At 38.7% G+C, this 14,734-nt stretch carries 17 protein-coding genes and 1 other annotated feature; of the genes, 5 read left to right on the top strand and 12 right to left on the bottom strand.

Features of this window, described 5'->3' with window-relative positions:
- Window positions 1-36: 36 nt before the first annotated feature.
- The 3 genes from murB to lepA form a co-directional block, all read right to left on the bottom strand.
- Complete coding sequence (gene murB, locus HMPREF2542_RS06280) at window positions 37-939, bottom strand: UDP-N-acetylmuramate dehydrogenase (protein WP_003068787.1); 903 nt, start codon at window positions 937-939, stop codon at window positions 37-39.
- A 247-nt stretch (window positions 940-1,186) separates the two neighbouring features.
- Window positions 1,187-1,816: a hypothetical protein gene (locus tag HMPREF2542_RS06275; RefSeq protein ID WP_058669606.1), complete on the bottom strand. Its 630-nt coding sequence runs from the start codon at window positions 1,814-1,816 to the stop codon at window positions 1,187-1,189.
- 222 nt (window positions 1,817-2,038) lie between these two features.
- On the bottom strand, window positions 2,039-3,862 hold the full coding sequence (gene lepA / locus HMPREF2542_RS06270) for a translation elongation factor 4 (RefSeq protein WP_058669607.1): 1,824 nt from the start codon (window positions 3,860-3,862) through the stop codon (window positions 2,039-2,041).
- Between the two features lie 136 nt (window positions 3,863-3,998).
- Here lepA and HMPREF2542_RS06265 point away from each other — a divergent pair, with 136 nt between their 5' ends.
- Together HMPREF2542_RS06265 and pepT are read left to right on the top strand one after the other, a co-directional pair.
- Window positions 3,999-4,814, top strand: a complete 816-nt coding sequence (locus tag HMPREF2542_RS06265; protein WP_058669608.1) for a Cof-type HAD-IIB family hydrolase — start codon at window positions 3,999-4,001, stop codon at window positions 4,812-4,814.
- A 136-nt stretch (window positions 4,815-4,950) separates the two neighbouring features.
- Window positions 4,951-6,174, top strand: a complete 1,224-nt coding sequence (gene pepT / locus HMPREF2542_RS06260; RefSeq protein ID WP_049481019.1) for a peptidase T — start codon at window positions 4,951-4,953, stop codon at window positions 6,172-6,174.
- A gap of 53 nt (window positions 6,175-6,227) precedes the next feature.
- On the opposite strand, the gene HMPREF2542_RS06255 is transcribed toward pepT, so the two are convergent.
- Complete coding sequence (locus HMPREF2542_RS06255) at window positions 6,228-6,908, bottom strand: YoaK family protein (protein WP_006270713.1); 681 nt, start codon at window positions 6,906-6,908, stop codon at window positions 6,228-6,230.
- Window positions 6,909-6,947: 39 nt separating this feature from the next.
- Window positions 6,948-7,583: a uridine kinase gene (gene udk / locus HMPREF2542_RS06250; protein ID WP_003068781.1), complete on the bottom strand. Its 636-nt coding sequence runs from the start codon at window positions 7,581-7,583 to the stop codon at window positions 6,948-6,950.
- 104 nt (window positions 7,584-7,687) lie between these two features.
- Between udk and HMPREF2542_RS06245 the strand changes: the two genes are divergently transcribed.
- Complete coding sequence (locus HMPREF2542_RS06245) at window positions 7,688-8,677, top strand: Gfo/Idh/MocA family protein (protein WP_058669609.1); 990 nt, start codon at window positions 7,688-7,690, stop codon at window positions 8,675-8,677.
- Complete coding sequence (locus HMPREF2542_RS06240) at window positions 8,664-9,749, top strand: DEAD/DEAH box helicase (protein WP_058669610.1); 1,086 nt, start codon at window positions 8,664-8,666, stop codon at window positions 9,747-9,749. Before HMPREF2542_RS06245 ends, HMPREF2542_RS06240 begins: the two co-directional genes overlap by 14 nt.
- Window positions 9,750-10,225: 476 nt before the next feature.
- Here HMPREF2542_RS06240 and rplT read toward each other — a convergent pair whose 3' ends face one another.
- The 5 genes from rplT to HMPREF2542_RS06215 form a co-directional block, all read right to left on the bottom strand.
- Window positions 10,226-10,585 (bottom strand): 50S ribosomal protein L20, encoded by a 360-nt coding sequence (rplT, locus tag HMPREF2542_RS06235; protein ID WP_000124830.1) that lies wholly within the window; start codon window positions 10,583-10,585, stop codon window positions 10,226-10,228.
- Between the two features lie 46 nt (window positions 10,586-10,631).
- On the bottom strand, window positions 10,632-10,832 hold the full coding sequence (gene rpmI, locus HMPREF2542_RS06230) for a 50S ribosomal protein L35 (RefSeq protein ID WP_003080688.1): 201 nt from the start codon (window positions 10,830-10,832) through the stop codon (window positions 10,632-10,634).
- 33 nt (window positions 10,833-10,865) lie between these two features.
- Entirely contained in the window at window positions 10,866-11,396 is a 531-nt protein-coding gene (gene infC / locus HMPREF2542_RS06225) for a translation initiation factor IF-3 (RefSeq protein WP_003025051.1), read from the bottom strand.
- 15 nt (window positions 11,397-11,411) lie between these two features.
- Window positions 11,412-11,541, bottom strand: a sequence feature (ribosomal protein L20 leader region).
- A 26-nt stretch (window positions 11,542-11,567) separates the two neighbouring features.
- Window positions 11,568-12,245 (bottom strand): (d)CMP kinase, encoded by a 678-nt coding sequence (gene cmk, locus HMPREF2542_RS06220; protein WP_006270676.1) that lies wholly within the window; start codon window positions 12,243-12,245, stop codon window positions 11,568-11,570.
- A 9-nt stretch (window positions 12,246-12,254) separates the two neighbouring features.
- Window positions 12,255-12,707, bottom strand: coding sequence for an SAG1386/EF1546 family surface-associated protein (locus HMPREF2542_RS06215; protein ID WP_049477168.1), 453 nt, complete (start codon window positions 12,705-12,707; stop codon window positions 12,255-12,257).
- Between the two features lie 45 nt (window positions 12,708-12,752).
- Here HMPREF2542_RS06215 and HMPREF2542_RS06210 point away from each other — a divergent pair, with 45 nt between their 5' ends.
- Window positions 12,753-12,950, top strand: coding sequence for a ferredoxin (locus HMPREF2542_RS06210; protein WP_102989258.1), 198 nt, complete (start codon window positions 12,753-12,755; stop codon window positions 12,948-12,950).
- Here HMPREF2542_RS06210 and HMPREF2542_RS06205 read toward each other — a convergent pair.
- Window positions 12,937-13,431, bottom strand: coding sequence for an EbsA family protein (locus tag HMPREF2542_RS06205; RefSeq protein WP_006270717.1), 495 nt, complete (start codon window positions 13,429-13,431; stop codon window positions 12,937-12,939). The genes HMPREF2542_RS06210 and HMPREF2542_RS06205 overlap by 14 nt on opposite strands.
- Before the next feature lie 187 nt (window positions 13,432-13,618).
- Complete coding sequence (locus HMPREF2542_RS06195) at window positions 13,619-14,731, bottom strand: glycerate kinase (RefSeq protein ID WP_058669611.1); 1,113 nt, start codon at window positions 14,729-14,731, stop codon at window positions 13,619-13,621.
- Between the last annotated feature and the right edge of the window lie 3 nt (window positions 14,732-14,734).

Genomic DNA, 14,734 nt, shown 5'->3' with positions numbered 1-14,734 from the left:
TTGGAGATTGTTATCAAATTGTACTAAACTATACTTTTATTTCTCACCGATTATTCGGACTTCTCTCTCCAAAGTCACACCTGAATGAGCTTTCACTGTTTCAATCACATGTGCAATCAAATTTTCATAATCAGCAGCAGTTCCGTTATCAACATTAACCATAAAGCCAGCATGCTTTGTCGAAACTTCCACCCCACCAATGCGATAACCTTTTAAATTTGCCTCGCTAATCAATTGCCCTGCAAAATGTCCCACCGGACGTTTAAAAACAGAGCCACAAGAAGGGTACTCTAAAGGCTGCTTTAATTGACGAAGATGTGTCAAACGTTCCATTTCTTGACGAATCACACGGTGCATACCTGGTGCTAAGGCAAACTTGGCAGAAATCACCACATCACCTGTCTGTTGAACATATGAACGACGATAACCAAATTTCATATCTTGTGCACTGATATTTTTGATTTCTCCATCACGTGTCAGCACCTTACAAGAAAGTAAAATATGGGCAATTTCGCCACCATAGGCTCCGGCATTCATAAAGACAGCACCGCCAATACTCCCCGGAATCCCACAGGCAAACTCAAAACCTGTCAGACTGTGATAAAGCGCAACATGGGTCGTCTCAATCAGATTGGCACCTGCTTCTGCTTCAATGGTGTAGCCATCCACTGCAACACCATTTAATTTATCAAACATAATCACAAAACCACGAATACCACCATCACGAACGATGATATTGCTAGCATTTCCTAGTACCATCCAAGGAATCTGCTCCCGATTAGCAAATTTTACCACTCGTGCCAATTCATAACGATTTCGCGGAAAAACCAGATAATCGGCGGCTCCACCTACTTTTGTGTAAGTATATTGTTTTAAAGGTTCATCAAAACGGATATCAATTCCGTTCAATTCAGATTTTAACGTTTCTAAAGTTGACATTTTCATTTCTCTCTTAAACAAAATTCAATCTATTATATCAAATTTAGGGCATATTTACGATAGAATAAAGAAAAATATTTCCCTTACAAATCCGAAAAATGCTTGTACGTTCTTATTCGTGATTTATATGAGCTATGAAAAAAGAGCGGGGAAGCTGTCATTGCATAGAAACCAACTTCTTCTCACTCTTTTCAATTTAAGTTTAAATATCACATTCTCTCAGGTCTTAAAGTTCTCTTTAAACTTTCTATTTACGTAAACTCCATGTCTTTTCAATATAAGGAGGAAGCTTTATTAGAGTTTCTCGATTGCCTTCAAGTGCAATAAGATAAACTTTCTCGTCCTTTTTGAAAATCCAACTAACCAGATACTGCCCTGATTTCATGATGACATTTACTTGATAGGCTTCGTTACCTGCAACCGCTCCTTTTGAGCCCCAAACTCTATTTACATTTTTATTGTTTTGCCAATTATAATAAATACGATTGGCAATTGTCTGAGCTGTAAACTCTTCTCTTTCTTGAATCTTAGCTTTTTCTTTCGTGTAAGCATTCATAGTTACAATATTGTAGCCAGAACCATCCGTATATTGAATACTGTCGCCACCATCGACATCCCTAAATTTCAACCAATTTTTTGGAATGTCAATATAGCCATAATCATCCGAGCCTATACGTTGTGTTTCTTCCGTCTTCACATCGTTTTTCTTAGTAGCTGACGAACTCAAACTACCATTTGCTTTTTCCGATACTTTGCTTGAAGACGAAATTTGGCTTGATGATTTTGATTTGCTGTTTCCACTTGAATTACATGCTCCAAGACCAACACTAACTAAAATGACTAAAAATAAAAGAAGATATTTCTTTTTATGATTCATAACGACATCTCCTCCTTGCTTTATTTTAGCATATTTTTTAGTAGCAGGAAAGCGTTATTTGTATTATTTAAAATGGAGTGAAGCAGAATTAAAGATTTACAAATCTTTAATTCTGCTTCACTCCTAAAAGACTCAAACTACTACTGTTCTCTTCATTTCTTACACAGCCAACTTTAAATCCGAAAACTTTTGTATCAGCTTCTTACGCACTTTGTTAGAAAATTATTCATCATCCATGCTGAGAACGCTGAGGAAGGCTTCTTGTGGTACTTCAACAGAGCCAATCGCTTTCATCCGTTTCTTACCAGCTTTTTGTTTTTCTAGGAGTTTACGCTTCCGGGATACATCGCCACCATAACACTTGGCCAAGACATTTTTACGCAGGGCTTTAATGTCTGTCCGAGCCACGATTTTCTGTCCGATAGCAGCCTGAATGGGCACTTCAAATTGCTGGCGTGGGATAATTTTCTTTAATTTTTCGACAATCAATTTCCCACGTTCATAAGCAAATTCCTTGTGAACAATAAAGCTAAGAGCATCAACCTTGTCACCATTGAGGAGAATATCCATCTTGACAAGATTAGATTTACGATATTCTGAAATTTCATAGTCAAAACTAGCATAGCCACGAGTAGAGGACTTGAGCTTGTCAAAGAAGTCAAAGACGATTTCCGCCAGCGGGATTTGATAGATGACATTGACCCGATTTTCATCAATATAGTCCATGGTCACAAAATCACCACGCTTGCGCTGAGCCAACTCCATCACCGCTCCAACAAACTCCTGCGGCACCATAATCTGCGCCTTGACATAAGGCTCTTCAATGGAATCAATCTTAGTCGGGTCCGGAAACTCGCTCGGATTGGACACATCAAGCGAGGCACCATCTGTCATATTGACCTTATAGATAACAGACGGCGCTGTCATAATCAGATCAATATTAAACTCGCGCTCCAAGCGCTCCTGAATGACATCCATGTGTAGCAAGCCTAAAAAACCACAACGGAAACCAAAACCTAGTGCTTGCGATGTCTCTGGTTCAAATTGTAGACTAGCATCATTCAGCTGGAGTTTTTCCAGAGCCTCACGTAAGTCATTGTACTTATTGGACTCAATTGGGTAGAGACCAGCAAAAACCATCGGGTTCATCTGCTTGTAGCCATGAAGCGGTTCATCTGCTGGATGATCTGCCAAAGTCACTGTGTCACCAACCCGAGTATCTTGAACAGTCTTAATCGAAGCTGCAATATAACCAACATCCCCAGTTGCAAGAAAATCTCGTCCAACAGCTTTTGGAGTAAAAATACCCACTTCAGTTACATCAAAAGTCTTGCCATTACTCATCAACTGAATCGTATCACCTGGCTTGACCACACCGTCCATAACCCGTACTTGCAGGATTACCCCGCGATAGGCATCGTAGACGGAGTCAAAAATCAAGGCCTTAAGTGGTGCTTCTACATTTCCAGTCGGAGCTGGAACTTTCTCCACAATCTGCTCTAGAATATCTTCAATCCCGATACCGGCTTTGGCCGAAGCCAACACAGCTTCGCTTGCATCCAAACCAATGACATCTTCAATCTCTGTTCGAACTCGCTCTGGATCAGCAGCTGGAAGGTCAATTTTATTGATAACTGGTAAGATTTCCAAATCATTATCTAAGGCAAGATAAACATTGGCTAAAGTTTGTGCTTCAATACCTTGTGCTGCATCGACCACCAGAATAGCCCCTTCACAGGCTGCCAATGACCGTGATACCTCATAAGTAAAGTCCACGTGTCCCGGCGTGTCAATCAAGTGGAAGATATAGGTCTCCCCGTCCTTGGCGGTATAATTGAGTTCAATCGCATTGAGCTTAATAGTAATGCCCCGCTCCCTTTCCAAATCCATACTATCTAAAAGTTGAGCCTGCATTTCCCGGCTGGATACAGTATCCGTTGCTTCCAAAATTCGATCTGCCAAGGTTGACTTACCGTGGTCAATGTGAGCAATGATGGAGAAATTCCGAATTCGCTCCTGCCGCTTTTTTAATTCATCTACATTCATTTTTCTCTTCCTTTTCGGGTATTCTATTTATTATAACATAAGAAAGGTGACTTTTACCAGTCTTGAAAAGGCATGCCATATTCCGTTTCATTTGTGCTATAATAAAAATAAATACATTTACAGAAACGAGAATGCTATGATTAAACTAATCGCATTAGACATGGACGGCACGCTTTTAAATAGTCAAAAAGAAATTCCCCAAGCACATATTCAAGCCATTCATCAAGCTGTCGAACATGGAGTAAAGCTGGTTCTTTGTACAGGCCGCCCTCTAGTCGGAGTGAAACCTTATTATGAACAATTAGGACTGAGTGGAGATAACGAATATGTCATTATCAATAACGGCTGCTCCACTCATCAAACAAAGGATTGGAAGCTTGTTAATTGGAAAGAGCTAAGTTCGGAGGATATGCTTTATCTGGATAGAATCGCCAAGCAAACTCCTGCCCAACTAACTCTTTTTGACGAAGAACGCTATTTAGTAGTTGACGAAGAGCCAACCGACCTAGTCACCTATGACGCTAGCCTTGTATTTACAACCCCAACAGAAATCAGTCTCGAAGAAGTTATCAGCGGCAAAAATATTATATTTCAAGCTATGTTTTTAGCCCAGCCTGATGAGTTAGATACCTTTGAAAAACAATTTGGTTCGCAGATTTCTCAACGTTTCAGCGGTGTTCGCTCACAACCGGTCATTTACGAAGCCATGCCAAAGGGCACTACTAAAGCAACAGCTCTTAAGCAATTAGCTCAACATTTAGAGATTAAACCTCAAGAAATTATGGCACTTGGTGATGCCAACAACGACATTGAAATGATCCAATTTGCAGGTCTTGGCGTGGCTATGGGCAATTCTAGCGACTATATTAAAAAACTAGCCAATTATGTGACAGATACCAATGATGAGAACGGTGTCGCCACAGCTATTGAAAAGTTTATTTTTAATAACTGATAGAATGAATCATGAACTTCCTTTCAAGTTCATGATTTTTATTAAAATATATTGTCATCCGATTTTCATTATTCGTACATAGCCTTCCCTCCCAAAATATGATACACTAGTTACATCTATGCAAAAAGGAGAACTTATGAAATACCCTAATCTTTTAAACCGTTTTCTGACTTATGTTAAAGTCAATACACGCTCAGACGAGACCTCCACTACTACTCCCAGCACCCAGAGTCAAGTGGACTTTGCAACTAATATCCTTATCCCTGAGATGAAGCGGGTCGGCTTGGAAAATGTCTACTACTTACCTAACGGCTACGCCATCGGTACTCTTCCTGCAAATGACCCAAGTTTCACGCGCAAAATCGGTCTTATTTCTCACATGGACACCGCAGATTTCAACGCAGAAGGTGTCAATCCACAAATTATTGAAAATTATGATGGTGAAGTGATTCCGCTTGGGCAGTCTGGTTTTAATCTTGACCCTGCTGATTTTGCTAGTTTGAAAAAATATAAAGGACAAACCTTGATTACAACCGATGGAACGACTCTTCTTGGATCTGATGATAAATCAGGTATTGCTGAAATTATGACAGCAATTGAATATCTAGCAGGTCACCCAGAAATCAAACACGGCGAAATTCGAGTTGGTTTTGGTCCAGATGAAGAAATTGGTGTCGGAGCTGACAAGTTTGATGCGATAGATTTCGATGTAGATTTCGCTTATACGGTTGACGGTGGACCTCTCGGAGAACTTCAATTTGAAACTTTCTCTGCAGCTAGTGCAGAAATCACTTTCCAAGGACGCAATGTCCATCCAGGGACAGCAAAAGGACAAATGATCAATGCTCTGCAATTAGCTATTGACTTTCATAATCAATTACCAAATGGTGACCGCCCTGAGCTAACAGATGGCTACGAGGGCTTCTACCATCTTATGAATGTAGAAGGAACTGTTGAGGAAGCAAAAGCAAGTTATATCATTCGTGACTTTGATGCAGTAACCTTTGAAAAACGCAAAGAACTCATGCGCTCCATTACTAATAAGATGAATGAAAAACATGGTGAACGGGTTCATTTAGAACTGAAAGATCAATACTACAATATGCGCCAAGTCATTGAAAAAGACATGACACCTATCAATATTGCAAAGGCTGTTATGGAAAAACTTGACATCAAACCGATTATCGAGCCTATTCGTGGCGGAACAGACGGCTCAAAGATTTCCTTTATGGGTATTCCGACACCAAATATCTTTGCCGGCGGCGAAAACATGCATGGACGCTTTGAATACGTCAGTCTGCAAACAATGGAACGTGCCGTTGATACTATTATTGGTATTGTTTCCTACAGAGACGAGTAGCTCCCAATCAAATAGAAAAAACTTTAGCTCTCATTATGTAGAGTTAAAGTTTTTTATCTTCTGCGAATGTATTGCACCATTCTAAAGTTCAAAAATGCTAGCAAAATAATAGCCACGAGCCAGATTGTTTTCAACAAATAAAATTGTATCAAATAAGTAGAGATAATCGCTCCTATCACAAAACTTCCTAATAAAGCCACGAAGAAAATGCCTTCCGTTAAGCAAGTTTTTTCTTTTGTACGCACATAAGTACCAAAGGCTACCATTGTTTTTTTGATATTGCCCGTCATAAAGGAATTATTGTAGACAATGCCATCCACTTCACCAAAAGCCGTTGCCACCAACCCCATACAAAAACCAATCGGCGGAACAATGAAAAGATTAGACACGGTTGCTGGTAGAAATCCTGTAAGCCCACAAAACAAAATCAGTGGGAGAATGCTGGACAAGCGCCATAAAGAATTTTCAAAGCTATTTTTGAAAATGGTTAACACAAAAATGCCTAACATAAAAGCCAGCATCGTTGCCAACTTCACTTCTATTTCTCCTGTCTCATGATGAATCAATTCAACTGACAAGAACACAACGTTTCCTGTTTGACCCGCAACCAATGTCCCGCCTCTTTCAATAAATGTATAAGCGTCAATAAATCCCGCACAAAAAGTCAGCAGACAGGCAAAAAATTTCGAGCGCGAATGAAACTTCCTTTTCCTTTTTATACTTTTTATCATCATTACCTAAAAAGTCTAGCACTTCCTCACTAGACTTCCTTTCTATGACTCTCTTGCTTCCTGCAAGATTTTTTCAATTTTCGTTGTAATCAGATCAATCGCCACTGTGTTAGAAGCTCCTTCTGGAATAATTACATCCGCATAGCGCTTGGTAGGCTCGATAAATTGATGATACATAGGCTTTACCACACCTAAATATTGCTCAATGACACTATCTAAACTACGACCGCGTTCATCCATATCTCGCTTAATCCTGCGAATGATCCGAACATCATCATCTGTATCCACAAAAATCTTAATGTCCATTAAATCACGTAAGCGTTTGTCCTCTAAAACCAGAATCCCTTCTACAATGAAGACATCTTGCGGATCTTGACGATACGTTCTATCACTACGCGTATGAGCTGTATAATCATAAGTCGGAATATCTACTGGACGCCCTGCCAACAATTCCTTGATTTGCGCAATCATCAAATCTGTATCAAAAGCAAAAGGATGGTCATAGTTGGTCTTGATTCGTTCTTCAAATGTCAAATGAGATTGGTCCTTATAATAAGAATCATGCTCAATCATAGCAATCTTTTCATTTGGAAAATTTGATAGAATAGCTCTCGAAACACTCGTCTTACCACCACCAGATCCACCAGTCACGCCAATAATAATCGGTCTATTTTGCATTATTCACTCCATTTTTTATCATCTTATCTATTTTACAACAAATCATGATATAATGAAAGAGGTAAATCAAAATAAATGACAAGATAAAAAATAAGGAGAAAACGATGTTAAAACTCGGAACGATTGGAACTGGAGACATTGTTCACCAATTTGTCAAGGCTGCTCATTCGACAAAAGACTATCAACTGACTGCGGTATATTCACGGACGATTCATGCTGCTCAAGCATTTGCCAGTTATTACGAAAATGTAGATTGCTACACAGATATGGCTAATTTTTTAACTAATGATATAGACATTGTCTATATTGCAAGCCCTAATTCTCTGCATTTCCCACAAGCAAAAGCTGCTATTTTGGCAAGCAAACATGTAATTGTAGAAAAACCTGCTGTCTCACGCCCAGAAGAATGGGCTGAATTGGTAACATTAGCTCAAGAACAGCATGTATACATTTTTGAAGCAGCTCGTAACTATCATGAGCAATCATTTGATGTCATTTCAGATTTTCTCAAAAACAAAACGATTCTTGGGGCACATTTCACCTATGCGAAGTATTCTTCCAAAATGCCAGCTCTGTTAGCTGGACAAGAGCCAAACGTCTTTTCTGCTAAGTTTTCAGGCGGTGCTCTAATGGACTTAGGCATTTATCCTGTCTATGCAGCCATACGACTTTTTGGAGTACCAGAAAATGCCTATTACACCGCTCATCAATTACCAAATACTGTCGATCTAAATGGAGTAGGAAGCTTAATCTATCCAGAATTTCAAGTGACTATCCAAACCGGAAAAAATATCAATAGTTTTTTCCCTGCTGAAATTTATACAACAGACGGTACACTGACCTTAAATTCGATTGAATTCATCACTTCGGCTGTTTTTCAAGATTTAAATAAAGAGAAAAAGACTCTTGAAATTGTGCGCTCTTCTCACACCATGGCAGAAGAAGCCAAACGATTCGCTCAAGTATTGAGCGGTGAGATAGAACAAGAAATTTACCAAAACTGGCTAGACGCTGCTGCTGCCGTGCATAAAACTCTGTTTAGCATGCGACAAGATGCCGGTATTAGATTTGAGGCTGATCATGACAACAACTAATTTCCCTCAAAGTTGGCAAAACCAACTTACCAAACTTGGCTTTGAGCATTTAACTCCTATTCAAGAGCAACTCTTTTCGCCTATTACGGAAGGTGAAAATGTCCTTGGGATAAGCCCTACCGGAACTGGAAAAACACTTGCCTATCTTTTCCCCAACCTTCTAAAGCTAAAGCCCAAGAAATCCCAGCAATTACTTATCTTGGCTCCCAATACTGAGCTAGCTGGACAAATTTTCGACGTCACCAAAACATGGGCTGAACTACTTGGCTTAACAGCTCAGCTCTTTCTATCTGGCTCCAGCCAAAAACGACAAATTGAACGGTTAAAAAAAGGCCCTGAAATTCTCATCGGGACGCCAGGACGCATTTTTGAACTGATTAAACTAAAAAAAATCAAAATGATGACTGTCGATACAATCATTCTGGATGAATTTGATCAATTGCTTAGTGATTCACAATATCACTTTGTTGACAAAATTATTCACTATGTACCTCGTGAACATCAATTGATTTATATGAGTGCGACTGCTAAATTTGAGCAGGATAAAATTGCTAAAAATACAATCCAAATCAAAACAGAAAATCAACAACTTGATAATATTCGTCATTTTTATATGCAAGTTAAACAGCGCGACAAAGCTGAATGCTTGCGTAAGCTAGCTCAAGTTTCAGAATTTCGTGCGCTTGTCTTTTTCAATGCCCTATCAGACTTAGGAAGTGCTGAAGAAAAGTTGCAATATCGTCATATTCAAGCTGTGTCCTTAGCTAGTGATGTCAACATTAAATTCCGTAAGATTATCTTGGAGCAATTTAAAAACGACGAATTTACTCTCTTACTTGCCACTGACTTGGTAGCTAGAGGAATTGACATTGATTCTCTTGAGTGCGTCATCAACTATGACCTACCTCGCGACCTTGAAACCTATACACACCGTGCTGGACGGACTGGCCGTATGGGCAAAGAAGGCTATGTTATTACATTCATCACTCATCCAGAAGAATTAAAAATACTAAAAAAATATGCTCACATCCAAGAAATTATCTTAAAAGATCGTGAACTTTATGTAAAATAGAAAACTGGTTTAGAACTAAAAAATATTAAAACTTTTAGTTCATTTGAACTGCACCCCAAAAGTTAGACATAAAAAATTAACTTTTGGGGTGCAGTGTTCATTATCCCAGTTTTTTTATTATTTATAACATTAAAATACTTGAAAATTTTTAAATCAATCTACAATACTTATCAATGTTTTTAATAAATCACATCCTGTTTTTCCATTATCTAAACTCTCCTGCCAATCTCTTATCTGTTTTCGTTATCAGAATAGGTGACTAATACTTTTGACAATGTTACTCCTTGATGGCACTTAAACGAATCTACTGTTTATTAATTTCTTCATTTGTCTTTCCTTCCATAAGATCATCATGATTTTTTATTGCTCAATTTTTGGTTGATTCCATATATTATTTTTTCTCCATTATCAAATCTAATTTCCACACCACAACACTATATTAAAAAGCTGGGATAAATATCTCAGCTTTGTAATTATTATTTACCTAACTTTGCTTTAGCTGCATCTGCAAGCGCTGTGAAAGCTGCTGCATCGTTAACTGCTAAATCAGCCAACATTTTACGGTTTACTTCGATTTCAGCCAATTTCAAACCATGCATCAATTGTGAATATGAAAGTCCGTTGAGACGAGCTGCCGCATTGATACGTGTAATCCACAATTTACGGAAATCGCGTTTCTTTTGACGACGGTCACGGTATGCATAGTAGTAAGAGTTCATTACTTGTTCTTTTGCTGTGCGGAACAAGATATGTTTTGCACCATAGTAACCTTTAGCTAATTTTAAAATACGTTTACGACGTTTGCGTGATACAACGCCACCTTTAACACGTGCCATTTATATTTCCTCCAATATTTCCTAGAATAATCTACTGCAAAATCTCTTATTTAAGACCTGTCAGCATTGATTTGATACGTTTGAAATCTCCTGAATGCACCATTGCTGCTTTACGAAGATGACGACGTTGTTTTTTAGTTTTTCCGTGGAAACGGTGAGAAGTGTAAGCACGGAAACGTTTCAAGCCACCAGAACCTGTACGTTTGAAACGTTTAGCTGATGCGCGGTGTGTTTTTTGTTTTGGCATGATATTTTTCTCCTTTTTTTAACTTCTAACAGATTACTTTTTGTCAGGGATTGGCGCTAACTGCATGAACATTTGACGTCCATCCATCTTAGCTCTTTGTTCAATAATCGCAATATCCTGCGTTGCTTGAGCAAAGTCGGCTAATACTTTCGCTCCGATTTCTTTGTGAGTAATCATCCGCCCTTTAAAGCGAATAGAAACCTTCACTTTATTTCCTTTTTCAAGGAACTTGCGTGCATTACGAAGTTTTGTATCAAAGTCACCTTTGTCAATAGTTGGACTAAGACGAACTTCTTTCACAGTAACAACACTTTGTTTTTTGCGTTGCTCTTTTTGTTTTTTCTGATACTCAAACTTGAACTTTCCATAGTCCATAATTTTTGCAACAGGCGGTTTAGCTTGTGGTTGAATCAGAACAAGATCCACATTTGCATCGTCAGCAATCGCTTGCGCTTCGCTAAGTGGTTTAATGCCCAATTGCTCACCATCAAGACCGATCAAACGAACTTCACGTACACGAATTTCATCATTGATGAATAAGTCTTGTTTTGCTATGGTTTTCACCTCTTTTTTATTTTTAGAGAAAAACAAGAGCGGACTTGCTAACGCAAGTCCGCACTACATGATAGTATTTCATTTCTGAAACTTAATCCGTAGAGCCAGACAACGTTAGTCGCAAGGCGAGAAGTTCTCACTTCTGCTTTTCTCAACTTTTATATGATAACAAGTTTCGGATTATTTGTCAAGGATTTTTTTAGCTTTTTCTTCGATAAAATTCACAACTTCCACAATTCCGACACCAGTCGTATCAAAATGAATAGCATCATCTGCTGGTTTTAAAGGAGAAACTGATCGGTGGCTATCCTTATAATCACGATCTGAAATTTCTTTTTGGAGGGTTTCCAAATCAGTTGGAATACCTTTTTCAAGATTTTCTTTATAACGGCGTTGAGCTCTTTCCTCAACTGAGGCTACAAGAAAAATTTTTAACTCTGCATGAGGCAAAACAACTGTTCCAATGTCACGCCCATCCATAACAATACCACCTTGAGTAGCAATTTCTCGTTGTAAATCAACCAACTTTTCTCGTACTTCTGGAATTGCAGACACCCAAGAAACATTGTTAGTTACTTCATTTTCTCGAATTGGATGCGTCACATCTACATCTCCAACAAAAACGAGTTGCTCTCCATCTTTACCACGTCCAAAACTAACAGGATAAGTATCTAATAGCGCAACAATTTCAGACCACTTTTCCGCCGATAAATCATTTTGTAAAGCTAAGTAAGTCGCTGCACGATACATCGCACCTGTATCCAAGTAAGTGTAATCGAAATCTTTTGCAATAATTTTTGCAACTGTTGACTTTCCACTTGAAGCTGGTCCATCAATAGCAATTTGAATCTGTTTCATTCGGCACTCCTATCGAATTTTTACTACATCACCTGGATTAGCGTACCACGCACCTGTTGTCATGTGAGATGGATTTAAACGCTCTAATTCCGCAATTGAAATCCCCGCACGCGCGGCAATGGCAGCTTCTCCTTCTCCAGCCTGAACGGTAATCGTTCCTTCAGATGATTGCGGCTGACTGCTATCACTTGCTGCTTTAGAAGAAGCGGGAGCACTAGAACTTTCACTTGATTTACTAGTAGTTTTTGCAGCATTATAAAAGCCCTCCGTTGCTGCCTTCTTACTACTTCCACCAGTAGACAAATAAATCATCATTCCTACCATTACAATCACTATAACGAAAAAAATAACAGCTAAAATCGTCAACACACGATTAGCTACTACACCGTTCATTTTTTTGCTTCTCGCCAATTCTTTTTCTCCCTTGTCATAAATATCTTCTTCCCATGGTTCCTTTGCCATGACTTCCTCCTTGTATTTTTTCCAAATTCCGATTACAATATGAGTATGAAAGTTACACTCATTCCTGAACGATGCATTGCTTGTGGTCTTTGTCAAACCTATTCTGACCTATTTGATTACCATGATAATGGTATTGTCAAATTTTATCAAGATGATGAGCTTCTGGAAACGGAAGTTCCCGAAACACCTGATATTATTGAAGCGATCAAAAACTGTCCTACAAAAGCTCTTATGAAAGAGTAGTCTTTTTAGGTTGAGCATAATATAGTTCAAAATAGTCTACATGGGTTAAATTATCCACTAATTCAACTTCCCCTTTAAAATGGTCATTCAAAGCCAAAGCATTTACAAAATACTTCTTAGGCCACTTGCGCATACAAAACGTACGGCCTTTTTCTTTGCCATCAAAGAAGAGAGTAATAGAGGTCTTTGTTACCTCTATCTTACGAATCGTTGAAATTTCTATCTTTGAAGGTGTAAATGGATTTGCTGTAGTAATCCTTAAAATCCCGTCGTCATATATCGTAAAATATCGATGTATGCCAATTCCCAACAATACCATGAACAAAAAGAAAGAGAAAAGGACTAAAAACGGAACTTCTGAACTCTCAAATAAAAATGCAAAACCTATAAAAATCGGAATGACCGATAAAGACCAATAGATGATTAGAAGAGAAAGATCTGGTTGCCAATGATAACGCAACTGACCAAAAATCTTTATCATGCTTGCACCTCCTCTTCTACTAGTTTATCATAAAAAAAAGAAAAATGGGAGTGAGATTGGATAACAAAGAAAAAAATTAGGAAATCAAGATATCGTTCTATACAAACCTCTACTTTTGCAATGACTTTTATACTTTTCAAGCAAGTCATCTGCGTCATCTTTCCGATTTTTAGAAAAAAATTAAATATCATATTTTCATTCTCAATAAATTTCCGATATTTTGTGCTGTTCGGACGAGGTTTTCTTCTGCCCTATCTAAAGTAATAACTAAAGGTTCGACTTGAGAAATGATTGGAAAAGCAGCCTGAATATTCTCTACTGGGAAATCCGGTAAATCATTCCTTAGACTACCACAAATAGCAATTACAGGAATATTGATTGGCGCTCTCCTTGCTACTCCAATAGGGGCTTTACCTGACAGACTTTGCTGATCCATTCGACCTTCACCCACAATCACTAAATCAGCCTTTTTGACACGATTATCAAAATCGAGCAAGTTGAGACAAGTATCAATTCCTGATACAATTTTTCCATGTGCAAATGTCACCAGCCCTGCGGCCATACCTCCTCCAGCACCGGCACCAGCCAATGAAAAGATTGTTGGATTCGCCTGTTTATAAAACGTTGCCATAGCTTGATCTACTTGAGAAAATAACAAATCAGGCAAGCCTTTTTGACCTCCAAAAACGTATGTAGCTCCGTTTTCACCACAGAGAGGATTCATAACATCTGTCAGAATCTGAATATCCAAATTTCCTAAAATTGCAGGAACTTTATCCGCTGAAATGCGAGCCACACGATCTAAAGACGAACCCTTTGCTTGGAGCAAGTGATTATCCTTATCAAAAAATTCATAGCCCAATCCAGCTGCCATTCCAATTCCACCATCATTGGTAGCTGAACCACCTACGCCAATATAAATTTGCCTCACACCTTCTTTGGCGAGATACAAAATTAACTCTCCTAATCCTCTGGTATCAAGAGTCAAAGGGTTTCTTTTTTCTAACGGGATATTCGCCAACCCAACCAAATCAGCCATTTCAAAGAGAGCTATATCGCCTTTTCGAGCATATTTCATCGTAACCGGCTCGCCGAATGGTCCGGTTACTGTCCTTTCATATTCGGATAATTTCATTGAGGCGACTAAAGCAGCAACTGTTCCTTCACCACCATCTCCAATGGGTAGCAAGTCAAATGTTGCTTCCGGGAGCGCCTTGGAAAAACCTGCTTTTATAGCCTCTGCAACTCTTTGAGCTGATAAACTTTCTTTAAAAGAGTCCGGTGCAATTAAAATATGCATGAC

It is taken from the genome of Streptococcus sp. HMSC034B05, from assembly GCF_001809055.1.
GTDB lineage: Bacteria > Bacillota > Bacilli > Lactobacillales > Streptococcaceae > Streptococcus > Streptococcus constellatus.
The sequence above is the reverse complement of the archived record's forward strand: the minus strand, read 5'-3'. Positions and strand labels throughout refer to the sequence as shown.